This window comes from Myxococcus sp. RHSTA-1-4 (assembly GCF_020037125.1).
Taxonomy (GTDB): Bacteria; Myxococcota; Myxococcia; order Myxococcales; family Myxococcaceae; genus Myxococcus.
In genome coordinates this window covers 36,240-57,500 of sequence record NZ_JAIQDG010000010.1, presented here as the reverse complement: position 1 = coordinate 57,500, position 21,261 = coordinate 36,240, and the positions used below count along the sequence as shown (strand labels likewise).

The window sequence follows — 21,261 nt, the reverse complement described above, 5'->3', positions numbered from 1 at the left end:
CGTGAAGCCCGGGAGCAACCCTGCCCCCATCGGGCAACTCCGTGGGCAATGCATGGCCTCCGGGCCCGCCTCGCGAGCCCCGGCACGGGGAACACGAGGGGGCCTGGGAGGGAAGAAGTCTTCCCATCGCCCGCCTCCAGGCTGGGGGCATGCAGGCTGCACGGGGCGTTGGCACTGCCTCGCATGGAGGGGCCATGGGTCGTGGAGCGGGATGGCGGGTGGTGGGCCTGGTGGGCCTGGTGGGGCTGCTGGCATGCGGCCCCGGTGCGACCGATGAACTCCAGGAGGCCATCTCGGACGAGGACGATGTGCACCAGGGGATTCCTCCTCGTCCTCCAGGCGGCGGCTCGGCCGACGATGCGGACCCGGTGTCAGGGGAGGAGGATGCCGGGACACCGCCCGAGGCACCGGACGGAGGCCCTCCACCCGGTGCCGGTGACGGACCGGACGCGGGGAGTGGAGGCCCGGCACCGGATGCGGGCCCGCCTCGCATGGGCGAGTTCCCACCGGTGCAGTCGCACGTGCCCACCTTCGCGCTGGAGCTGGCGCCGAGCGACCTCGCGAAGCTGGAGGCGGCCCCCGCGGCGAACGTCTACGTGCCCTGCACGGTGACGCTGGAAGGAGTGCGGGTGAAGGGGCGCATGCGCTACCGGGGCGCGAGCACGCGCGACCTGCCGCAGAAGAGCTACAAGCTTGAGCTGGCTCCGGGTCAGGAGCTGGGTGACCGGAACCACTTCGAGCTGCTCGCGAGCTGGCTCGACGGCGGGAAGCTGACGGAGAAGTTCGCGGTGGACCTGTACCGGGCCATGGGCCTGCCGGCACCGAAGGCCCGCTACGCACGAGTCAGCGTGAATGGCGAGCCCCAGGGGCTCTACCTGGACATGGAGCACGTGGGGAAGGACTGGCTCAAGCACCACGGGCGGGAGCGCGACGCGTCCATCTACCGCTGTGGCCACCGCAACTGCGAGCTGACGCCGAGGCCCGGCTCGTACCAGAGCAACTTCGAGAAGAAGACCAACGAGACCACCGGCCGAGAGGACCTGACCGCCTTCCTCGCCTGGGTGAACCGGAGCGACGACGCACGCTTCGAGGAGGAGCTGGAGCGGCGGGTGGACGTGGAGGCGTACCTGGGCAACCTGGCGGCGGACGCGCTCATCTCCAACAACCTCATCGAGGACTCACGGAGCTTCTGGGTGCACGAGCTGCACGCGGACCGGTGGACGTACGTGCCGTGGGATTTGAACAACGCGCGGATGTTCTACTGGCGCACCTGGAATCCGGAGTCGCGCCCCGTGGTGGACCGGTGGCCACAGTCCTTCACGCTGTATGACCCGGCGGTGCAGGACCTGTTCGAGATGCGCGTGGTGACTCGGCCCGAGCAGCGGCCCACGTGGAGCGTGCTGGCGACGCGGGTGTGGGACCGGCCGGCGCTGCGGGCGCGGGTGATTGCGAAGCTGGAGGAGGCGCTGGCGGGGCCCTTCTCCGAGGACAAGGCGCTGGCCCACATCGACGCGCTGTGGACGGTGGTGGAGCCGGAGCTGAAGGACGACCCGCACGCGTCCGCCGAGCACGTGCGGCGGGCGCGTGAGTTCCTCCGGGGCTACGTGCGCGGCCGGCGCGCGTATCTGTTGAAGGAGTTGAAGACGCTCGAGGCGCACGGGGACGGGCCGCTGGTCATCCGCGAGGTGGCGGCGGGGGGCTCGGGGTACGTGGAGCTGTACAACCGCGGGAGCGGCACGCTGCGCCTGGAGGACTACGAGGTGACGAACGACCTGCGGGCCACGGAGAGGTACCGGCTGCGGCCGGGGACGCTCGGGCCGGGGCAGGCGGTGCGGCTGCTGGCGAGTGGGGACACGTCACGGGGGCCGCTGCACCTGCCCTTCACGCTGTCGCGGAACGGGGGCGAGGTGGGGGTGTTCGGCCGGGAGCGGCGCTCGGCGGGGACGGGGAAGCCGGTGCTCTACGGGCCGGAGGACGCCATCTGGTACGGGCCGTCCTCGCGGGCGCCCACCCTGCCGTGAGCCAGCACTCCTCCCTGACGTCCAGAAGGGCGGCCGGGACGACGAGGGCGGCTGCAACCGTCCCCGCGCCCCCTGGCAGCGGCTCGCGGATGGCCCTCCTGCGTCTTCTGACATGTGGGTGACATGCCCGTGTGTTCCCCAGGCATGCACATCTCACTTTTCTTCACCGGGCATTGGGCCCTGTCGGTCCTCCTGCAGAGCCTCTTCCAGCACCGCTATGCGGCCCACCGGATGTACACGATGGGGCCGAAGACCGAGCGCTCGCTGCACCTGCTCACCGGGCTGGTGCAGGGCTCGAGTTATCTCGAGCCTCGCGCGTATGCGCTCCTCCACCGCGAGCACCATGCCTTCGCCGACACAGAGAGGGACCCCCACTCCCCGGCTCACCACGGCAACCCGGCCCGGATGATGCTCGCGACGGCGCGCCGCTATGCCGCCTTCGTCACCCGGCGCGAGCAGCCCGAGGCGCGCTTCCTCGGTGGCTATCCTGAGTGGCCCGCCGTCGACCGCACCTTGGGGCGCTGGCCGTCCCGCGTCGCCTTCGGGGCGCTCTACACGCTGTTCTACCGGCGCTTCGCCACCCGGCGCTGGCAGTACCTGCTGCTGCCCCTGCACTTCATCATGGGGCCGCTGCACGGGGCCATCGTCAACTGGTGCGGCCACCGCTACGGGTACCGCAACTTCCGCACCCGGGACATGTCCCGCAACTCGCTGCCCGTGGACGCGCTGTGCATGGGCGAGCTGTTCCAGAACAACCACCACGCCCGGCCAGCCAACCCGGACTTCGCCGCCCGGCGCTTCGAGCTCGACCCGACCTGGCAGGTGATGCGGCTGCTGGCCCGGCTGAAGCTCATCCGCCTGGCCCACGTCCCCCGCGGCCACGACGTGGAGGCAGCGCGGGAGCCACTCCGGACGCCGGCCCACGCGCTCCCTTCCGCGGCCGCCCTTCCCGTCAGCCCGCGTTCCGCTGCGGCGGTGGACGCCGCGGCAACCGCTCCGTGAAGACCGTCCCGGCCTCCGCGGAAGGACCGCGGGCCGAGGCCCAGGCTCCGCGGCAGCCGGGCGGTGGCCGGGTGCCGGGAACGGCGAGGACTTCGAGCGGCGCACCCCGTGAGCAGGTTGAAGGCGGAGGGGGAGACCGTTAGGCAGGAGGCCATGGCACATCCCGTGAGCTATGAGGGAACGGCGGAGACCTTCGACCAGCTGGTCATGGAGCCCAAGGGGGAGCTGGTGGTGGTGGACTTCTGGGGCCCCGGCTGCCCGAACTGCGACATCTACGCGGCGGCGGAGCCCATGCTCCTGTCCGAGCTGGACGGCGCGCCGATGCGGGTGGTGAAGGTGAATGCGTACGAGCACGAGGAGCTGGCACGGCGCTTCGGACTCTTTGGCATTCCGACGTTCCTGCTGTTCCGCGATGGGAAGCTCATCGGGAAGATGAGCCAGTACTACGGCAAGGAGTACTGGCTCGGCGTGGTGCGGGACCATCTGCCGAAGGCGTAGAGCCGGGGGCTCAGGACTACGAGTCACTCCAAATCATTCAGCTCCGCCTCAGCCCATTCCCGGTACCGGGGAATGCTCTCGCCAGCGATGTACTCCTCCAGCACCTTGCGCGCGCCCTCCGCGTCCCCCGCCTCCTGGAGGTCGTGCACATCCGAGAGCGCGCTGGAGTACCGCTTCCCGCCCTCCCTCGCCCGGCGGCGAACTTCGCGCACCAGCGCCGCCGTCCCCGCGGGTGTACGCAAGGACGTGTAGACCTCGGCCTCGGGAATCACCAACTCCATGGCGACGAGCTGAACCTGCGCGCGGTCCTCACCGGGAAGTTCCAACGTGCCTTCCGGAGAGATCCACTGCTCCATCGCGATGACGTACTCCCATGCAGGCACTCGCGGTCCCATTTTCCCCCAGGACTCCAGCTCTTCGTTGCTGGAGTGGCGCTGAACTGGCTCCGCCAACCTGACGCGAGAATGAACAGGCAGCGCCAGCGATGAACAGGCGCGGAGCAGGAACAACGGTACCTCGAAGCGGGCGCGTACGGAGGAGGCCCTCCATGAATGCCAGCGCGCTTCACGTGCCTGGATGGACGTTCATCCGCCTTCGCAGCCGCCCGGGGCCCATGCCCTCGCCCCTTGCGCACCTCCATCAAGGACCAGGACACGTGCCTATCGGCGGCCGGGCGGCGCGACTCCCGCCCGCGACCGGCGAGGACCTGGCAGGCCAGGCGGAACGGAACCTCCATTCCGGACATGGGAGGCCCGGGGAGCGACATGACAGAGAGGCGGCTCCTTGAGCGGTGAGGGCCCGTCGGGCCACCCGGAATGGAGGTTCCATTCCGGGCATGGGCGGCCCGGGGGCTGGCATGCCCCCAGGCTCCGGGCATTCCGAACATGCCCAAAGCACCTCTCCTGCTACTGCGTGGCCGAGGGGCTCCGCGGCAGGACTCATCCGCGTCCTGAATCAGGCCCGCAGCACGACCACCTCGCGGCCGGAGGGGGCCTGCGCCTGCTCGAAACGCGTCCGGGACTCGGCATCACCGGATTCCCGGCGGCGGTCGAAGATGACGAGCACGCCCTCATCGAGGCTCAGCCGCTCCAAATATTCGTCGAGCTGGGCGAGCCCCTTCGGCAGAGGGTCCTTCTCCCCCTCCCGCCACACCTTCAACTCCATTGCCTGGCGCTGCCAGCGGCGCTGGCCGGCCTCGGAGTAGGGCCAGCGCACCAGCAGGTCGATGCGCCCCCGGCCCACGCCGTACTCGCGATCCACGAAACCGCCACCATTCACGACCCGGTGCAGGAACGCCATGAGCACCAGTTGCGGCGCGACCTCGTGGTACGAGAGCCCCGCGGTCAGCACCTCGCCGTGCTCACGCCAGAAGGCGGCGAACTCGCGGAGCAGCCGGTCGAAGTCCAGCCGGCCGTCCGAAAGGACGAAGCTCCTCGGTTCAGCCTGGACCTGCAGCTCGGCGTCTCCCGCGAGCACCCGGGCAATCACCTCGTTGTAGATGGGATTCGCCACCCGCACCGGATTGTCTGGAGCAAGCAGCCCCAGGTCGCGGGCGTACTGCACGTCGTCCTGATAGCTGTCACCGGAGGTCAGCGTGCCCGCGAGCACGGGCTCCAGCACGCGGCGGATGCGTGGCTCATGCAGACGCGCTACCAGGGAGTCGAGGTGGGTGACGCGAGCGTAGATGAGCCGCTCCTTCGCGGCATCCACATGCTCGACAGTGATGGACTCGCTGACAGGCACCGCCATCTCCTCGACGATTTCCCGGGCGAGCGCGTTGACCAGCCAGGGCTGGCCGGCCGTCAGCTCGAAGGCGCGCGCGAGGGCCGGCTCGGTGAAGGTCTGACCGGTCTCCGTGGTGTGCTGCCTGTAGAGTTCCTCGACTTCCTCCCGGTCGAAGTCGCCGAGTCGAAGTGATTTGAGCTTGATGTTGAAGGGGCTCGCGGTGCCGAGCCGGTCGACGTCCCCACCACTGGCGGCCTTGTAGTCGCGTACGTCCCTCAGACCGCACAGGACGATGGACGCGGGAAAGGCCCCTGGCCGGCTGGGAAAGCCACTGCGGAGCTGGCGCAGCACGCTGATGAGGCTCTGGCCTCTCAGGGCATCAATCTCGTCGAGAAAGAGCACCAGGGGACGAGGGCTGGCACCTGCCCACGTAGAAAGGGCTGTTCCCAGCAGCAGGCTGTCAGGCGCGTCCGGGAAGGGCGGCGGCTGCAGTTCCGCGGGCAGGGAGTGACTGGCGCCGAGGCGCAGGTTGGCCAGGATGGCCCGCTGGGCCTCGCCAAAGTCGTCGCCCGCCGCCTCCCCCACTTCGCACGAAACGTAGAGCGCGGCGTATCGGCCAGAAGCCGTGAGTTCCTGCGCCAGCGCACGGATGGCCGTGGTCTTGCCCGTCTGCCGGGGCGCATGGACCACGAAACAGGCAAGTTGCTCGACCAGCCCCGGCGCCTCGGGAAGCCGGCGCTCGGCGGGAATCATGTAGTGCCAGTCCGGACGACAGGGGCCTGCGGTGTTGAAGCGGCGCGGCATGGATACAACCTGCCCCGAGGAGAGGGCCGGTGCAAGGAAGCACGGGACCGGCAGGCTCAGCGGTACACGTGTTGACGAGTCCACGCCCTCAGTGACGGTCGCCAGCAAGCTCGGCGAAACACCTCCCCCGGTGCCACTTGGCCTCCCCTACCGGACGGCCTACTCTCAGGGTCAGCCTCATGTCCTCCCATCCCTACCGCGTCAATCCGGATGACCCGCGCGCGCCGCCCCAGGATGTCTGGGAGCGGCTCTCGCCCGAGGAACGGGCCCGAGTCGTCGACAGCCTGCCCTTCGAGTTCCCCGTCTCCGAGGCGACTCCGCCCGAAGGCGACCCTCACTACGAGGCCAGGTCACGCACCCGTGAGGTGCTCGGCAGCTTCTTCACACGCATCGGCCGCAAGGTGTACCTGGCCTGCGAGCTGCCCGTGTACTACCCCGGTGAGCCCATGTTCGCCCCGGACGTCATCGCGGTGGTGGACGTGGAGCCCCACTCGCGCATGCGCTGGATGGTGAGCGCCGAGGGCAAGGGCGTGGACCTCGCGCTGGAGGTGCATGTCGCGGGCGAGCGGCGCAAGGACCTGGAGCGCAACGTCGAGCGCTACGCGCGGCTGGGCATCCGCGAGTACTTCGTCTTCGACCGCGGCCGGCTGCGGCTGAGCGGCTGGCGGCTGGAGGAAGGCCGCCGCGCCTACCGCCCCATCCTCCCGCGGCATGGCTTCTATCCTTCCGAAGTCCTGGGGCTGGACCTGCAGGTGGACGACGAGCGGCTGCGCTTCTACGTGGGTGGCGCGGCGCTGCCCGAAGCGCCGGAGATGATTGCCAGGCTCGAGCACATGGTCGCGCGAGTGGAGGCGAGCCGCGCCGAGCTGGAGCAGCAACTGTCCGAAGAAGCACGCCTGCGCGAAGAAGAAGCCCGCCTCCGTGCCGAGGAGACCCAGCGCCGCGAGGATGCCGAGCGGCGTCTTGCCGAGGCCCTCGCCGAGCTGGAACGTCTCCGCGGCGGACCGCGCTGAACCGTCAGTCCCTGTACCCCCGCGCCTGCAACCGGAACAGGTGCGCGTACCTCCCGTCCCTGGCCATCAGCTCGTCATGGCTGCCCAGCTCCTCCACGTGCCCGTTGTGGAGCACGGCAATCTGGTCCGCCATGCGCACCGTGGAGAAGCGGTGCGAAATCACAATCGCAATCCGCTCCGCCGCCAGCGCCTGGAAGCGCTCGAACAGCGCGTGCTCCGCCTCCGCGTCGATGCTCGCCGTCGGCTCGTCCAGAATCAGCACCTCCGCGTCGTCGCGCATGAACGCCCGCGCCACCGCCAGCTTCTGCCACTGGCCCGCCGACAGCTCCTGCCCCTTCTCGAACCAGCCGCCCAGCATCGTGTCGTACTGCTTCGGCAGCGCGGCAATCACCGCGCTCGCCCCGCCCTCCTCCGCCGCGCGCACAATCCGGTTCCGGTCCTCCAGCGCCGGCACGTGCCCCAGGCCGATGTTCTCCGCCACGTTGAACTGGTAGCGCACGAAGTCCTGGAACACCGCCCCGAAGCGGCTCCGCAGGTCCTCCACGTCCATGTCCCGCAGATTCACCCCGCCGTAGAGAATCTCCCCCTCCGTCGGCTCGTACAGGCGCAAGAGCAGCTTCACCAGCGTGCTCTTCCCCGCCCCGTTCTCCCCCACCAGCGCCAGCTTCTGCCCCGGCCTCAGCGTCAGGCTCACGTTCCGCAGCGCCCACGCCTCCTTCCCCGAGTAACGGAAGGACACGTTCCTCAGCTCAATCGCGTTCTGGTGCCCGCGCGGCGGTGACTTCGCCGGCAGCACCCGCGTCGCCTCTCCGCCCGTGGGGATGTCCAGGTACGTGAAGAGGTTGCTCATGAAGAGCGCGTCCTCGTACATGGACCCGATGCTCGTCAGGATGCCCTGGAACGCCGCCTGCCCCTGACGGAACACGCTCAGGTACAACACCATGTCGCCCACCGAAATCGCCCCGCCCGCCGCCCGGCCCGCCACGTACAGGTAGCAGCCGTAGAACGCCGCCAGCGACAACAACCCCAGCCCCAGCCCCCAGCCCATCCGCTTGAAGGCCAGCGCCCGGTCCTCCGAGAAGAACTTCTGGAAGAGCGAGCGGTAGCGCCCCAACACCAGCGGCCCCAACCCGAAGAGCTTCACCTCCTTCACGTGGTTGTCCCGCGTGAGAATCCACTCCAGGTAGTTCAGCTTCCGCCCCTCCGGCGCCCGCCACGAGTACAGCCGGAAGCCCTCCGCCGCCAGCCGCGCCTCGGCGATGAAGGCCGGAATCGACGCCGCCACCAGCACCACCACGCTCCACGGCGACAGCGAAATCAGCAGCGCCGCGAACGTGGACAGCGTGATTCCGTTGCGCACAATCGAGAACGCCTGCATCACCAGCGACAGAGGGCGGCTGTTGGCCTCGCGCCGGGCGTTCTGCATCTTGTCGTAGGTGTCCGAGTCCTCGAAGTGGCGCAGCTCCAGCTCCAGCGCCTTCTTCAGAATCCGCTCATTCAGCAGGTTGCCCAGGTTGGCCCGCAGCAGCTCCCGCGTCAGCGTCAGCCCGCGCTCCACCACCGCCGAGCCCAGCATCAACGCGAACTCCAGCCCCACCAGGCCGTACACCCGCGAGCGCGCCTCCAGCGAGCCCTGCGCCGCCGCCACCACCGAGTCCACAATGAGCTTGCCCACCCAGGCGATGCCCGCCGGCAGCACCGCCGCCAGCAGCGTCAGCGCGCCCAGCAGCACCGCCAGCCGGGGACTGGCCTCCCAGAAGAGACGGAACGTGCCCGGAAGCTGCTTGAACAGGCTGCCCGTGTTCTTCAGGCGGGCCAGCAGCGACTGCGGAGGAGCGGAAGCAATCGGTGGAGGAGACACAGGACGCGTTCATAACGCGCCCCGGGCCTCCGCGCTCAGGCAGCGGGAGTCGCGTGCCGCGCCACCAGCACGTCGCAGCCGGCCCGCGCCAGCACCCGCTCCGTCAGCGGCGTGCGCGCCTCCAGTCCGGACATGGCCAGCGCCAGCAGGTCCGAGCTCCGCTCCGCCGCCTCCGACAGGATGCCCTCCGCCGGCTCGCCGCTGCGCACCCGCGCCTCCAGCTCGCGCCCGGTCTCCCGGTAGGGAGCGAGGAAGCGGACGAGCGCCGTGTGCGCCGCGTGCTCCCGCTCCTGCCTCAGGAGCAGCCACCGCTCCGGGGGCGCCCCCACCGAGCGCAGCGCCTCTTCCTCCCCGCGCGTGTCCACCACGTGCAGCACGTCCACCGGCGCCGGCGCCGGGCACAGCCGCAGCGTCAGCTCCAGCGCCCGCCGCGACGCGCGCGAGAAGTCCACCGCCACCAGCGGCCGCGTGTAGGCCCGCACCGGGTGCGGCACCACCACCAGCACCGACGCGCCCAGCCGGCGCACCATGCGCCGTACCATGGAGTCCACCGCCAGCTCCCGCACCGGGTACGTCACGTGCGGCCGGCCCAGCACCACCAGCTCCGCTTCCAGCGCGTCCGACACCTCGGACGCCGACTCCACCGGGTCGCCCTGGCGCAGCTCCTCCCGCACGTCCACGTCCACCCGGTGGCGCATCCGCCGGCACACGGAGGTCACCGCCTTGCGCAGACAGCGCTCTCCCGACACCGTCCCGCCGGGGCCGTCACGCCCGTCCAGCGGAGGGCTGGCATGCATGACCGCGAAGACACTTCCCTGGCCCAGCGGCAGACGCAGCGCCCGCGCCAGCGCGAATTCGGAGCGCAGGGAGAAATCCGTCCCCACGACGATGCGCGATATCCCCCGCTGGCCGCGAAAGGCTCCGGCAATCAACAGCGGCCGGGTCATGTTCGAAAGCTCGTACGCCCTCATCTCACGTCCCTCCTTCCGCCTCCCTCAGTTCTTTAGTGTGCGCGTACCGGCCCGGTGACACACGATTTCGCGCGGCGGGGGCCCGTGCGGGTTGCCGCTCCACGAGCAACCGCTTCACGCCGATGATGAAGAGCCCCGTGAGCAGAAGATTCAGTGCCAGTGACAGCAGCGCCACCGTGGTCGCCGGGCCGCCGATACCGTAACCGAGCGAGACCACCAGCACGCCCGCCCCCACCTCGCCTCGCGGGAACATTCCCAGGCACAGCGCGAGCCGCTCGCGCCAGGTGGCCTCCCGCCGGTAACACAGCAGCGGGAACATCTTCCCCAGGTTGGACAGCAGCGTCACCGCCACCACGTGCACGGCAATCATTCCCCAGCCGGGAAAGGCATTGCGCGCCTCCACCACCGCCGCGGGCACATCCACGAAGCGCTCGCGCGCCTCCGCGCTCACCGCCCCGGCTCCCTCGCCGAAGAGGAGCGGCATCGACAGCCCCACCAGCAGCATGAAGGCACCCGACACCCAGGTGGCCACGCGCTGCTCCTTCAATGCGTCCGGGCCCGGCTGCGTGCCCACGTCCCCGTCGTGCTCGTCCAGGCCGTGCTCCGGCTTGCGCATGACACCGCCCAGCACGAAGGCGGGCAGCAGCACCTCCAGGTGTACCGGCACCTCCGGGTCCAGCCAGCCGGTGACCAGGAAGAAGGCCTCGCATCCCGCGGTGATGACCACCGCGTAGGCCATCACCCAGGGCCACGAGTACGGCAGCCGCAGCGCGTGCAGCCACCGCCACCCCACCCACAGCAGCGCGCCGATGATGAGCACCGCGGTGAGGAGCTGCGGGCGGAAGCCCACCATCAGCACCTTCAGCGGAATCATCAGGAGAATCGTGTCCAGGTCGTCGAAGATGGCCAGGACGCGGGCCTTCTTGAACACCCACGTGGCCCCCAGCCCCGCCGCCGCCAGCATGGAGAAGAGCACCCCCGCCGACGTCGGCGCGGCGAAGCGCCCTTGCAGCAGCGCCTCCTTCCACTGCCACGGATGCCCCCACAGCTCCGGCGGCGACAGCACGAGGACGAAGTAGAGGGAGACGAACACCCAGGGGAAGGCCGCCGCGGTGGCCGCGACGACATAGTCCCAGCCGTAGGAGCGCGGCCGCGTGCGGTCCAGGTCGAGCTCGTGTCCGACGTGAATCATGATGAACGACAGGCCCACCATGGTGAGCAGCCGCACCGCGTGCGCCACCGGTTCCCGGGCCGCCTCCCCCAAGAGGGGCGGCAGCACCTGGGACAACACCAGGCCGCCGAGCAGCAGCAACGAGAACACCAGCACCTTCCGCATGCGCGCACCTCCGTCCGTTCGCGGCTCCTGCGGGCGAAACCCCCGCAACACGGGGGCCGCATCCGGAAATCCAGAGCTGCTGCCGGCTTCAGTCCGCGCGTCCGGAGGGGACGCGGGCGTCCGGGCGTCGCCCCGTCAGGGGACTGACGCCTGCGTCACACCGTGGACGTGCACCCTGAAAAAACTCCAGCGGCCTGGCGCCCGTATCACACCTGGGCGCAGCAACGCGTGCATCGGCGAACGACGGTTGGCGTGCTTGGCCCGTCCGAAGCGCGACAGAGCGACTCCGGACGGCCACATCACGTTCGGCCAGCGCTTTGCAGAAGAGGCGTGGCGGCAGCGCTCGGTGCAGTGGGTGGCGGGTCGGACGGGTCGCGGGAGAAGGGGGCAAGTGCCAATGCGCGGGGTCATCACCGGACGAGAGGTGGTCGCCAATCTGGGGCTCATCTACCGGGAGTTCGGTGCGGGCTGCGTCCTGCGCTGCCTGTGGGTCATGCTCAGCGGAAAGAGCACCACGTTCCTCGAGGTGGCCTGCCCGCCGGTGACGAAGCGGTAGACAGGACGCGGCGCCTCCGGCACGTCGAAGAAGAACGGGCCGCGAGGAATTGCCCCCGCGGCCCGCCGGACTCATCCAGGTGCCGTCACGCCGGGCCCTACGGCCGCTCGCCGCGCGGCTTGTCGGTGTCCAGCGCGTCCTTGATGGCACGCTTGGCGTCTTCGACCTTGCCCTTCAGCTCGCCCTTGGCCGTGTCGCGCTTGCCCTCGGCCTCCAGCTCACGGTCGCCGGCCGCGACGCCGGCCGCGACGCCGGCCGTCTCCTTGATGCGGCCCTTGGCCTTGTCGGTCCACTCACCCATGACGGAGCTCCTTTCGTTCGAACCGCTGAGGGTCTGAAGGTGGACACGCCACGGGCGGCGTGCAGGCACCAGGGGCCCGCACGCCTGCCCGCCGGGCCCGTGATGAACTCAGGGCACGCCGCGGCGGCCCTGGGCGCGGCCGGTGAAAATCCAGTGGTCCATCGCCGCCGGGTAGTTGGTGGCGCCGAAGGCGGCCTGGAGGTCCGGGTTGCTGGCCAGGTAGTACTGCACGTCGAAGTCCGCGGAGGCGCGGCGGCCCTCGAAGAGGCCCTGGGTGCGCCAGTGGTCGAGCGCGGCGGCGTAGTTGTTGCCGAACGCGGCCGCGAGGTCCGCGTTGTTCGCCAGGTAGTACTTCACGTCGAACTCCAGCGACGTGCGGCGGCCCTCGTTGATGCCCCAGTTGAGGAAGTGGTTGCGCGCCGCCGCCCAGTTGCTCGCGCCGTACGCGGCGACGAGGTCACCGTGGTTGGCCAGGTAGTACCGCACGTCGAAGTGCGCCGAGCCGCGGCGGCCCTCGCTGATGCCCCAGTTGAGCCAGTGGTTGCGCGCCGCGTCCCAGTTCGTGGAGCCGTAGGCGTTGACGAGGTCGCCGTGGTTGAGGAGGTAGAACGCGGTGTCGACGTCCCGCTCCGCCAGAGGGCCGTAGAGGGCGTACGCGCCGCTCACGTCCGAGCCGGTGAGCACCAGGTCCCCGCGGTTGGAGCCGTTGCACTGCGGGTAGTGCATCACCGAGGCGGCGTCATACGCCGTCAGCGCGCGCCAGCTGTTGTTCTCGAAGCAGGTGCGCGACTCGGGGCGGGTGTGCTCGTGACGGAAGCCGAGCGTGTGCCCCAGCTCGTGACGGAGGATTCCCGTCAGCGTCCACGGCGCGTTGTTGCCGAAGGACGAGGAGTCGATGAGCACGTTGCGGCTGGCGCGGGGGTAGCTGGGGAAGAACGCGCGCGCCAGGTAGGACTGGCCGCTGACCGGGCGCACGTCGAAGATGACGTTGGCGTTGCTGGCGTTGCAGGCGCCGTCCTGGTCGCTCCGGTGCTGGAAGCGCACGTTGACCTGCTGCCAGGCCGCCGCCGCCTGGGCCATGGCCTGCACCACCGTGTTGTAGTTGGAGCCGAAGGCCGTGCTCACGCAGTACGGGATGTTGCGCTGGCGCGGGTAGCCCCACCGGTCATCCGCGCCGTTGACCACGTTGACGATGAGCGGCGCGCGCTGCGTGCCGAGCTCCAGCGCCTCCTCGCCCCGCGCATCCCGCACATAGTCCTGGTACAGCTCGCGCAGGCCCTCCTCGCCCAGCACCGGCGTGTCGCCGTCGACGACGTAGATGCCCGTATCCGGCTCGCGCCAGGCCTGGGCGCGGAACTCCTCGAAGGACAGCACCGGCTCATGCGTCCCGGATTCGGCCGCCGGCGCCTCCAGCGCCTCACCGCACCCCACCAGCCCCAACGAGGCGAGCCCCGCCACCCACAGCAAACGCGCGCGGCGCGTGGGCGTGCACGAAGACAGCTTCATGGACGTACTCCTTCGTTCTGTCGGAGAGCGGCGCTCCCCGGATGGAGGTCTGCGCGCGCCGGGATGCCGCTCACGGCACCTCCCGGAACGCGGCCGGAAGGAAGCCATCCCCCGGGCGCACACTCCAGAACCGGGCTGGTAATTCATGTTTTGATTGATTTCATGCCTCGCGAGGGCGGCCGCATGGGGGCATGACGAGAGGAGGCGGCATGTCGGCCCCAGGCAGGCCAGCCGGGCGCTACTTCCGGTACAGACCGCCATCACTGGAAGTTGACCGGGACATTGACGCGGAGCGTTTCGCGCCGCACGCTGGGGTCACTGCCACCCCGGAGTCACGGCTTCCCGATGTCCACCTCCTCGCTCCCGACCCCTGGCGCGCTGCTTCGGCGGATGTACCTGCTGCGCTCCATCACCACCACGGTGGCCTTCACGCCCGCGCTCTTCGTCGACATGCAGCTGCTCGACCTGCAAGGGGAGCATGAGCTGAAAATCTTCCTGGGCCTCATCACGCCCCTGGTGCTGGGGCTGTGCGCGGTGGCGCAGCCGCTCCTGGTGATGCCGTGGATGCTGCGGCGCGCGATGAGCGCCGAGGGGGAGCTCCGGGTGCAGCGGTTGATCCGCGTCCCCTTCGTGCTGTCCTTCGGCGAGTCGATGGTGTCGTGGACGCTGGGCGGCATCCTCTTCAATGGCGGGGTGGTGCTGCTGCTGGGCCGGCCGCCGTCGGTGGTGCTGGTGGGCGTGGCCGTGGCGGTGAGCGCGGGCCTCTTCAGCACGCCGCTGCTGTACATGCTGTACGAGGACGTGATGATGCCCACGGTGATGGACGCGTACCGCCGGGCGCCCGGCTCGCGGCCCGCCGGTGACGGCTTCGCCCCGCGGCAGCTCTGGCTGCTGCCGGCCACCGTCGTCTCCGCGCTGCTCGTCACCTGCCTGACGAGCATCGTCACCCTGCACCTGAGGCTGGAGCGAGGCCTGGGCACGCTGGCGTCCGACATCCAGGCCGCGGGCGACGCGGGGGCGGCGGAGCGCGTGCGCGCCACCCTGGAGCCGCTCCGGAAGGACCTGGTGCTGCCGGTGGCGATGTTCGGCGGCTACGCGGCCCTGGGCTCCATCCTCACCGCGGCCTGGGCGGCCCGCCGGCTGGCGAAGGGCGCGCGGGCCGTGGGCAGCTCACTGGAGGCCCTGGTGGAGGGCCGCGCCACGCCGCCGCAGTGGGTGTCCACGGACGAGCTGGGCGACCTCGCGGCGAACACGTGGCGGCTCTACCAGCGGCTCCAGGAGCTGCCGCGCTCGCTGCGCACGTCCGCCGGAGACCTGGCCCAGGCCGGCCACCGGCTGTCCCAGGCCAGCACCCAGCAGAACCAGACGCTGTCCCGGCAGGCCGCGGCGCTGCACCAGGCGCGCGCCACCGCGCAGGAAATCCAGCAGGCCTCCCACGTGGCGGCGTCCCGCGCCACCAGCATCCTCCAGGTGGCCGAGAAGGCCGCCGCCGTGGGCAAGCTGGGCGAGGAGTCGCTGGCCGGCACCGAGAAGGGGCTCGCCTCCATCCGCGACATCGCCACCGGCCTGCACGAGCAGATGCTGGATTTGGAGCAGCGCGCCCGCGAGGTGGGCCGCGTGTCCGAGGTGGTGAAGGCGCTGGCGGACCAGTCGCACATGCTCGCAATCAACGCGGCGATTGAAGCCACGCGCGCGGGCGAGCACGGCAAGGGCTTTGGCGTGGTGGCGCGGCAGATGCGCGACCTGGCGGACCAGTCCATCCAGGCCACCAACCAGGTGCGCGGCCTGCTGGAGAACATGGCCACCGCCACCCACCATGCGACGACCATGTCGGACCAGGGCGTGGAGGGCGTGGAGACGGCGCTGGCACCGCTGCGAACCAGCGGCGAGCGCCTGCGCGAGCTGGCCGCGCTGTCCCAGGAGTCCGCGATGGCCGTGCGCCAGATTACCGAAGCCGTGTCTCAGCAGCACCACGGCGTGGACCAGCTCTTCGCCGCGGTGCGGGAGCTGGACGAGCTGACCACGGACACGCTGCGCCACCTCGATACGACGCAGCAGGCGGCGACCGCCGTCACCCAGGCCACGGGGCAGGTGTCGCAGCTGGCGGAGCGCTACGTCTGAGGCGGGGCCTCGCGGCCGGCCGAGGGTGCCCGGCCGCGAACCAGGAAGGCGTGCTCAGCCCGCGCGGGCCCGGGGAGGCTCGGCCCCCTCCAGCGGCGGCACGTACGGCCAGCCCGGCAGCGGCCCCTTGCCGGCCTCGCGCGTGAGGTAGTCCGCCGCGATGTTCGCGCTCTCCATGATGGTCAACAGGCCGCTGCCCGGGTGCGTGCCGCCGCCCACCCAGTAGAGCCCTTCGATGTCGCGGCTCTTCACCTTCGGCCGCAGCGGGCCCAATTGCAGCCACGTGTGCGACAGGTTGAACACCGCGCCGCGGAACACGTTGAAGTCGTCACGCCACGTCTCCGCCGTGAAGTAGCGCTCCTCGCGGATGTGCTGCCGCACGCCCTTCATCCCCACCTTCTCCAGCATGGCGGGGATGCGCTCGCACAGCTTCGCCTCCGTGTCCGCCCAGTCCACGTCCCGCGACGTGTTCGGCGTGGGCACCAGCACGTACAGCGTGGAGTGCCCCTTCGGCGCCCCCGACGGGTCCGTCACCGTCGGGTTGCACACGTAGAAGGGCGGGTCGTCCACGTCCACGTGCCGGTCCTCCAGCGCGTCCCGGTCCGTGCGCCGCGCCGACTCCGACAGGTAGATGAGGTGGTGCGGCAGGTCCGAGTACACCGTGTCCAGCCCGTAGTACGCCATGAAGGTGCTGCACGAGTACTTCGCCTTCTCCAGCGCCGCGTCCGTCAGCCGCGAGCCCTCGCGCGCCTCCGCCGGAATCAGCTTCGTCGCCGCGTACGCCAGGTCCGCGTTCACCACCACCGCGTCCGCGTCCAGCACCTCGCCACCGGCCAGCGTCACCCCCACCGCCCGCCCCGCCTCCACGCGCACCTTCTCCACCGGCGTCCCCATGCGGAACGTGGCGCCCGAATCCTCCGCGCAGCGCATCATCCCCCGCGACAGCTCGCGGAAGCCGCCGTCCACGTGCCACACACCGAAGGCCAGCTCCAGGAACGGAATCACGCTGAACACCGACGAGCACGTCGTCGGGTGCAGCCCCAGGTACTTGGACGGGTACGCCAGCGCGTAGGAAATCCGGTCGTCGTGGAAGAAGGAGTCGAGCTGCCGGTACAGCGTCTGCCACGGCTTGAAGCGCAGCGTGGGCGCCAGCCGCCACGGCGCGTAGTACCCGAGGCTGCCCGCGTTCGTGCAGATGAACTTCTCGTAGGCGATGCCGTACTTCTCCCGCCCCTCCTCCATCCACCGGCGCAGCGCCATGGGCTTGTCGGCGCCGTACTTCGACAGCTCCGCCTCCATGCGCGCCATGTCCCTGGAGGTGTCCAGGTGCGTGCCGTCCCAGAAGTGCACCCGCGTGTTGACGTCCAGCGGGACGAGCTTCACGTAGTCCTCGATGCGCCTGCCCGCCCGCCGGAATATCTGCTCCAGCACGCCCGGGAGCTGGAGGATGGACGGCCCGGTGTCGAGCGCGTACTCGCCCTCCTTCCCGAGCGTCAGCCCCTTCATCCGTCCCCCGGGGATGGGCTCCTTCTCCACCACGGTGACTCGCAGCCCCTGCCCGGCCAGGTTGATGGCGGCCGACAGCCCCCCGGGCCCGGCTCCCACGACGATGACATGACGCACCATGACCGCTCTGATGCCCGGGAGCCCCGAAGGTTGCGGCGCCCCGCGTCGGACCCGCCGCGCGAGGCCGTGCGCTCCCGGACCACCGGGCAGACCTACGCCCTGGAGTCCCGCTTCGTGCTGGAGGTGGTGCGCGCACCGGAGGCCGCGGGCCTTGCAGGCGCGCTCGTACATGATTGTCCCCCGCTACTGGCAGGCGCGAGCGCGCCGCCTTTCCCGCTCCGGCTGATAGGATGCCCGTTCCCTCATGCCCAGCACGGAGCCGATTCCCACCGCCCTCCTCCTCACGCTTTGCGGCGTGCTGCTCGCGCTGAGCGTGCTGTTCAGCCGGGCCTCGGGGCGCTTCGGCATCCCCGTGGCGCTGCTGTTCCTCGGCATCGGCATGGCGGCCGGCTCGGACGGGCCGGGCGGCATCGAGTTCACCGACTACGGCCTCGCCTTCCGGCTGGGCACGGTGGCGCTCGTCCTCATCCTCTTCGACGGCGGCCTCAACACGCCGCTGGCCTCCATCCAGGCCGCCATCCGCCCGGCGGCGGTGCTGGCCACGGTGGGCGTGGTGCTGACGGCGGCCGTGGCGGGCCTGGGCGCGCACCTGCTGTTCGGCTTCGCCTGGCAGCAGGCCCTGCTGCTGGGCGCCATCGTCTCCTCCACGGACGCGGCGGCCGTCTTCGCCGTGCTGCGCGGCAGCGGGCTGCAACTGAAGCGGCGGGTGGGCACCACGCTGGAGCTGGAGTCGGGCCTCAACGACCCCATGGCCGTCATCCTCACCACGGCGATGACGCTCAGCCTGGTGGGAGGTGCCGAGCCGGGCTGGGAGCTGGTGGGGGGCGCGGTGGTGCAGATGGTGGTGGGCGCCGGCCTGGGCCTGGGAATCGGATGGGCGGGGCGGCTGCTGCTCAAGCGCCTGCGCCTGCGCGCGGCGGGCCTGTACCCGGTGATGACGCTGGCCCTGGCGATGCTGGCCTTCGGCCTGCCCACGCTCCTGCAAGGCAGCGGCTTCCTGGCGGTATACGTGGTGGGCATCGTCCTGGGCAACGAGACCATCCGCTACCGCACGGGCCTGCTGCGCGTGCACGACGCGCTGGCCTGGCTGTCCCAGGTGGGCATGTTCCTGGTGCTGGGGCTGCTCGTGTTCCCCGGGGCGCTCCTGGACGTGGCGTGGGAGGGGCTGGGGATGGCGCTCGTGCTCGCCTTCGTCGCGCGGCCCCTGGCGGTGCTGCTGTGCCTCCTGCCCTTCCGCTTCCCCGCGCGCGAAATCCTCTACACCGGCTGGGTGGGCCTGCGCGGCGCGGTGCCCATCATCCTGGCCACCTTCCCCGTGCTCTCCGGCGCACCCGGGTCGCGCGAAATCTTCAACGTCGTCTTCTTCATCGTCGTGGTGAACGGGCTCGTTCCCGGGGCCACCGTGCCCTGGGTGACTCGCAGGCTGGGGCTGGCGTCCAACGCGCCGGAGCCGCCACCCGCCGTGCTGGAGATTGCCTCCACCCAGCTCCTCAACGGCGAGCTGAGCGCGTTCTACATCGGCTCGGCCTCCGCGGTGGCGGGCGAGCGCATCTCCGACCTGCCCTTCCCGCCGGGCTCCGCCGTCATGCTCCTGGTGCGGGGGCAGGAGTTGCTCGCGCCCCGCGGCGACACCGTCTTCCAGCCGGGAGACCACGTCTACGTCTTCAGCCACTCCGAGGACCTGCCGCTGCTGCGCCTGCTCTTCGGCCAGCAGGAGGACGAGTAGCCCGGAGGCCTCCCGACTCCCCGCCCCGCCTACCGGAACGGAGATTCCATTCCGCGCCCTGCCCGCTGGTGTGGTCCGGCCCTCCGCTCATCCCGCCGGAATGGAGGCTCCATTCCGCGCCCTGCCCGCTGACGCGGCACGGCACGCCCCTCCGCTCATCCCGCCGGAATGGAGGCTCCATTCCGCGCCCCGCCCGCTGACGCGGCACGGCACGCCCCTCCGCTCATCCCGCCGGAATGGAGGCTCCATTCCGCGCCCCGCCCGCCGGAATGGAGGGGACTCGAACCTCCGGGCCTGCCTGAACGGGCGGGACGAAGCGCCCGGTGCACGCGGGCTTCCCCCACGGGTTTGCCGCCAGCGCGCGGTCCGTGAGAGGAAGGGCCACCATGTCCTTCCTGCATCAGGCACTGGTCTTCCTCGCGGCGGCGGTGGTGGCCGTGCCCCTGTTCAAGCGACTCGGCCTGGGTTCCGTGCTGGGGTACCTCGCGGCGGGCGCCGTCATCGGCCCCTGGGGCGCGAAGCTCGTCACCGACGTGGAGAACATCCTCCACGTGTCCGAGCTGGGCGTGGTGCTGCTGCTCTTCGTCATCGGCCTGGAGCTGCGGCCCTCGCGTCTCTGGGAGCTGCGCCGCTCCGTGTTCGGCATGGGTGGCGCCCAGGTGCTGCTCACCGGCGCGCTGCTGTCCGGCGTGGGCCTGGCCCTCGGCATGGTGCCGGGCGCGGCCATCATCGCGGGGTTCGGCCTGTCGCTGTCCTCCACCGCCTTCGCGCTCCAGTTGCTGGCCGAGCGCAACCAGCTCACCACCGGCTACGGGCGGCTCGCCTTCGGCATCCTGCTGTTCCAGGACCTGGCGGTGATTCCACTGCTCGCGCTGCTGCCACTCCTGGGAGACGGCGGGGCGGCATCCCCCGAGCCGGGCTGGCTCACCGGCCTCAAGGTGGTGGGCGTGCTGGTGGGCGTGGTGCTCGCGGGGCGCTACCTCATGCGCCCGGTGTTCCGCGCGGTGGCGTCCTTCCACAGCCAGGAGTTGTTCACCGCCACCGCGCTGCTCGTGGTGGTGGGCACCGCGTCGCTCGTCAGCGCGGTGGGCCTGTCCATGGCGCTGGGCGCGTTCCTCGCCGGCGTGCTGCTGGCCGAGTCCGAGTACCGCCACGAGCTGGAGGCGGACATCGAGCCCTTCAAGGGCCTCTTGCTGGGCCTGTTCTTCATCGCCGTGGGCATGTCGGTGAGCCTGGGCCTCATCGTCGAGCGGCCGCTGCTGGTGGGCGGGCTGGTGCTGACGCTGGTGGTGCTCAAGGGCGCGGTGCTGTACGGGCTGGGCCGCTTCAGCCTGAAGCAGGACGAGCCCGCGCTCAGCCTGGGCGTGGTCATCTCCCAGGGCGGCGAGTTCGCGTTCGTCCTCTTCGCGCTCGCCGTCTCCTTCCGTGTCATGGACCGCGCGCTGGCGGACCTGCTGGTGGTGGTGGTGGGCCTGTCCATGGCCACCACGCCGCTGCTGTACGCCGCGCACGAGCGGTGGGTGCGCCCGCTGTTCAAGAAGAAGACCGAGTCGCGCGAGTACGACGTCGCGCCGGAGGAGGACAACCCGGTCATCATCGCCGGCTTCGGCCGCGTGGGTCAGATGGTGGGCCGGCTGCTGCGCGCCAAGCGCATCGGCTTCACGGCCATCGACGCGAGCCCGGAGCACATCGACTTCATGAAGCGGTTCGGCAGCAAGATTTTCTACGGCGACGCGTCGCGGCTGGACTTGCTGCGCGCCGCGCGGGTGGACAAGGCGAAGGTGTTCGTGCTGGCCATCGACGACATCGAGGCCTCGCTTCGCACGGCGCAGGCGGTGAAGGAGCACTTCCCGCACCTCACCATCCACGCCCGCGCGCGCAACCGCGCGCATGCGTACCGGCTGCTGGACCTGGGCATCCAGAACGTGATGCGCGAGACGTTCGCCGGCAGCCTGGAGATGGGCGTGGACGTGCTCCAGGCCATGGGGCTGACGTACTCCGAGAGCCACCGCACCATGGAGCGGCTGCGCGAGCACGACGAGCAACTGCTGCGCGCGACGGCGAAGTATCACCGTGACGAAGAGAAGCTCGTGGAGATGGCCGCCAAGGCACGCAAGGAGCTGGAGAGCCTCTTCGAGCAGGACGAGGCCGAGCAGAAGAAGTCGGCGTGACTTCAGGAAATCCCTGTTTCAAT

At 70.5% G+C, this 21,261-nt stretch carries 16 protein-coding genes; 8 read left to right on the top strand and 8 right to left on the bottom strand.

The genetic code is table 11. The features are described 5' to 3' along the window. Positions 1-194: 194 nt before the first annotated feature. The 3 genes from K8638_RS15640 to K8638_RS15630 all read left to right on the top strand — a co-directional run bounded on the left by K8638_RS15640 (position 195) and on the right by K8638_RS15630 (position 3,521). The gene (locus K8638_RS15640; protein ID WP_223755325.1) at positions 195-2,021 is read left to right on the top strand and encodes a CotH kinase family protein; all 1,827 of its coding nucleotides are present in this window, start codon (positions 195-197) and stop codon (positions 2,019-2,021) included. Positions 2,022-2,165: 144 nt separating this feature from the next. After that, complete coding sequence (locus K8638_RS15635) at positions 2,166-3,023, top strand: acyl-CoA desaturase (RefSeq protein ID WP_223755324.1); 858 nt, start codon at positions 2,166-2,168, stop codon at positions 3,021-3,023. 153 nt (positions 3,024-3,176) lie between these two features. Beyond that, the gene (locus tag K8638_RS15630) at positions 3,177-3,521 is read left to right on the top strand and encodes a co-chaperone YbbN (protein ID WP_223755323.1); all 345 of its coding nucleotides are present in this window, start codon (positions 3,177-3,179) and stop codon (positions 3,519-3,521) included. Between the two features lie 23 nt (positions 3,522-3,544). Here K8638_RS15630 and K8638_RS15625 read toward each other — a convergent pair whose 3' ends face one another. Further along, entirely contained in the window at positions 3,545-3,904 is a 360-nt protein-coding gene (locus K8638_RS15625; RefSeq protein ID WP_223755322.1) for a DUF2379 family protein, read from the bottom strand. 571 nt (positions 3,905-4,475) lie between these two features. Then, on the bottom strand, positions 4,476-6,050 hold the full coding sequence (locus K8638_RS15620; protein ID WP_223755321.1) for an ATP-binding protein: 1,575 nt from the start codon (positions 6,048-6,050) through the stop codon (positions 4,476-4,478). Between the two features lie 179 nt (positions 6,051-6,229). On the opposite strand from K8638_RS15620, the gene K8638_RS15615 reads away from it, so the two are divergent. After that, entirely contained in the window at positions 6,230-7,063 is an 834-nt protein-coding gene (locus tag K8638_RS15615) for a Uma2 family endonuclease (protein WP_223755320.1), read from the top strand. 4 nt (positions 7,064-7,067) lie between these two features. Here K8638_RS15615 and K8638_RS15610 read toward each other — a convergent pair whose 3' ends face one another. Genes K8638_RS15610 through K8638_RS15600 form a run of 3 tightly spaced genes read right to left on the bottom strand, consistent with a single transcriptional unit; the run spans position 7,068 to position 11,231 of the window. Next, a complete protein-coding gene (locus K8638_RS15610; RefSeq protein ID WP_223755319.1) occupies positions 7,068-8,924 on the bottom strand; it encodes an ABC transporter ATP-binding protein in 1,857 nt (618 codons plus the stop codon). A 35-nt stretch (positions 8,925-8,959) separates the two neighbouring features. Continuing rightward, positions 8,960-9,895: a universal stress protein gene (locus tag K8638_RS15605; RefSeq protein WP_223755318.1), complete on the bottom strand. Its 936-nt coding sequence runs from the start codon at positions 9,893-9,895 to the stop codon at positions 8,960-8,962. A gap of 1 nt (position 9,896) precedes the next feature. Continuing rightward, the gene (locus K8638_RS15600; RefSeq protein WP_223755317.1) at positions 9,897-11,231 is read right to left on the bottom strand and encodes a sodium:proton antiporter; all 1,335 of its coding nucleotides are present in this window, start codon (positions 11,229-11,231) and stop codon (positions 9,897-9,899) included. A gap of 391 nt (positions 11,232-11,622) precedes the next feature. Here K8638_RS15600 and K8638_RS15595 point away from each other — a divergent pair, with 391 nt between their 5' ends. Then, positions 11,623-11,787 (top strand): hypothetical protein, encoded by a 165-nt coding sequence (locus tag K8638_RS15595; protein WP_223755518.1) that lies wholly within the window; start codon positions 11,623-11,625, stop codon positions 11,785-11,787. A gap of 97 nt (positions 11,788-11,884) precedes the next feature. Here the strand turns inward: K8638_RS15595 and K8638_RS15590 are convergent, their stop codons facing one another. Next, on the bottom strand, positions 11,885-12,088 hold the full coding sequence (locus K8638_RS15590; RefSeq protein WP_223755316.1) for a CsbD family protein: 204 nt from the start codon (positions 12,086-12,088) through the stop codon (positions 11,885-11,887). A gap of 108 nt (positions 12,089-12,196) precedes the next feature. Beyond that, a complete protein-coding gene (locus K8638_RS15585; protein ID WP_223755315.1) occupies positions 12,197-13,594 on the bottom strand; it encodes a M57 family metalloprotease in 1,398 nt (465 codons plus the stop codon). 345 nt (positions 13,595-13,939) lie between these two features. On the opposite strand from K8638_RS15585, the gene K8638_RS15580 reads away from it, so the two are divergent. Beyond that, positions 13,940-15,715, top strand: a complete 1,776-nt coding sequence (locus K8638_RS15580) for a methyl-accepting chemotaxis protein (RefSeq protein ID WP_223755314.1) — start codon at positions 13,940-13,942, stop codon at positions 15,713-15,715. Positions 15,716-15,769: 54 nt separating this feature from the next. On the opposite strand, the gene K8638_RS15575 is transcribed toward K8638_RS15580, so the two are convergent. Then, on the bottom strand, positions 15,770-17,341 hold the full coding sequence (locus tag K8638_RS15575; protein ID WP_223755313.1) for an NAD(P)/FAD-dependent oxidoreductase: 1,572 nt from the start codon (positions 17,339-17,341) through the stop codon (positions 15,770-15,772). A 244-nt stretch (positions 17,342-17,585) separates the two neighbouring features. On the opposite strand from K8638_RS15575, the gene K8638_RS15570 reads away from it, so the two are divergent. Both K8638_RS15570 and K8638_RS15565 read left to right on the top strand, forming a co-directional pair. Next, positions 17,586-19,067 carry a potassium/proton antiporter gene (locus tag K8638_RS15570; protein ID WP_223755312.1) on the top strand — a complete coding sequence of 494 codons (1,482 nt, stop codon included), beginning with the start codon at positions 17,586-17,588 and terminating at the stop codon, positions 19,065-19,067. Positions 19,068-19,453: 386 nt separating this feature from the next. Next, positions 19,454-21,238, top strand: a complete 1,785-nt coding sequence (locus tag K8638_RS15565; RefSeq protein WP_223755311.1) for a monovalent cation:proton antiporter-2 (CPA2) family protein — start codon at positions 19,454-19,456, stop codon at positions 21,236-21,238. The last annotated feature ends 23 nt before the right edge of the window (positions 21,239-21,261 follow it).

Bases quoted from the DNA above. Each gene is read 5' to 3' on its own strand.
- K8638_RS15640 (WP_223755325.1), top strand. From the start codon at position 195: ATGGGTCGTGGAGCGGGATGGCGGGTGGTGGGCCTGGTGGGCCTGGTG.
- K8638_RS15635 (WP_223755324.1), top strand. From the start codon at position 2,166: ATGCACATCTCACTTTTCTTCACCGGGCATTGGGCCCTGTCGGTCCTC.
- K8638_RS15630 (WP_223755323.1), top strand. From the start codon at position 3,177: ATGGCACATCCCGTGAGCTATGAGGGAACGGCGGAGACCTTCGACCAG.
- K8638_RS15620 (WP_223755321.1), bottom strand. From the start codon at position 6,050: ATGCCGCGCCGCTTCAACACCGCAGGCCCCTGTCGTCCGGACTGGCAC.
- K8638_RS15615 (WP_223755320.1), top strand. From the start codon at position 6,230: ATGTCCTCCCATCCCTACCGCGTCAATCCGGATGACCCGCGCGCGCCG.
- K8638_RS15605 (WP_223755318.1), bottom strand. From the start codon at position 9,895: ATGAGGGCGTACGAGCTTTCGAACATGACCCGGCCGCTGTTGATTGCC.
- K8638_RS15600 (WP_223755317.1), bottom strand. From the start codon at position 11,231: ATGCGGAAGGTGCTGGTGTTCTCGTTGCTGCTGCTCGGCGGCCTGGTG.
- K8638_RS15590 (WP_223755316.1), bottom strand. From the start codon at position 12,088: ATGGGTGAGTGGACCGACAAGGCCAAGGGCCGCATCAAGGAGACGGCC.
- K8638_RS15585 (WP_223755315.1), bottom strand. From the start codon at position 13,594: ATGAAGCTGTCTTCGTGCACGCCCACGCGCCGCGCGCGTTTGCTGTGG.
- K8638_RS15580 (WP_223755314.1), top strand. From the start codon at position 13,940: ATGTCCACCTCCTCGCTCCCGACCCCTGGCGCGCTGCTTCGGCGGATG.
- K8638_RS15575 (WP_223755313.1), bottom strand. From the start codon at position 17,341: ATGGTGCGTCATGTCATCGTCGTGGGAGCCGGGCCCGGGGGGCTGTCG.
- K8638_RS15570 (WP_223755312.1), top strand. From the start codon at position 17,586: ATGCCCAGCACGGAGCCGATTCCCACCGCCCTCCTCCTCACGCTTTGC.
- K8638_RS15565 (WP_223755311.1), top strand. From the start codon at position 19,454: ATGTCCTTCCTGCATCAGGCACTGGTCTTCCTCGCGGCGGCGGTGGTG.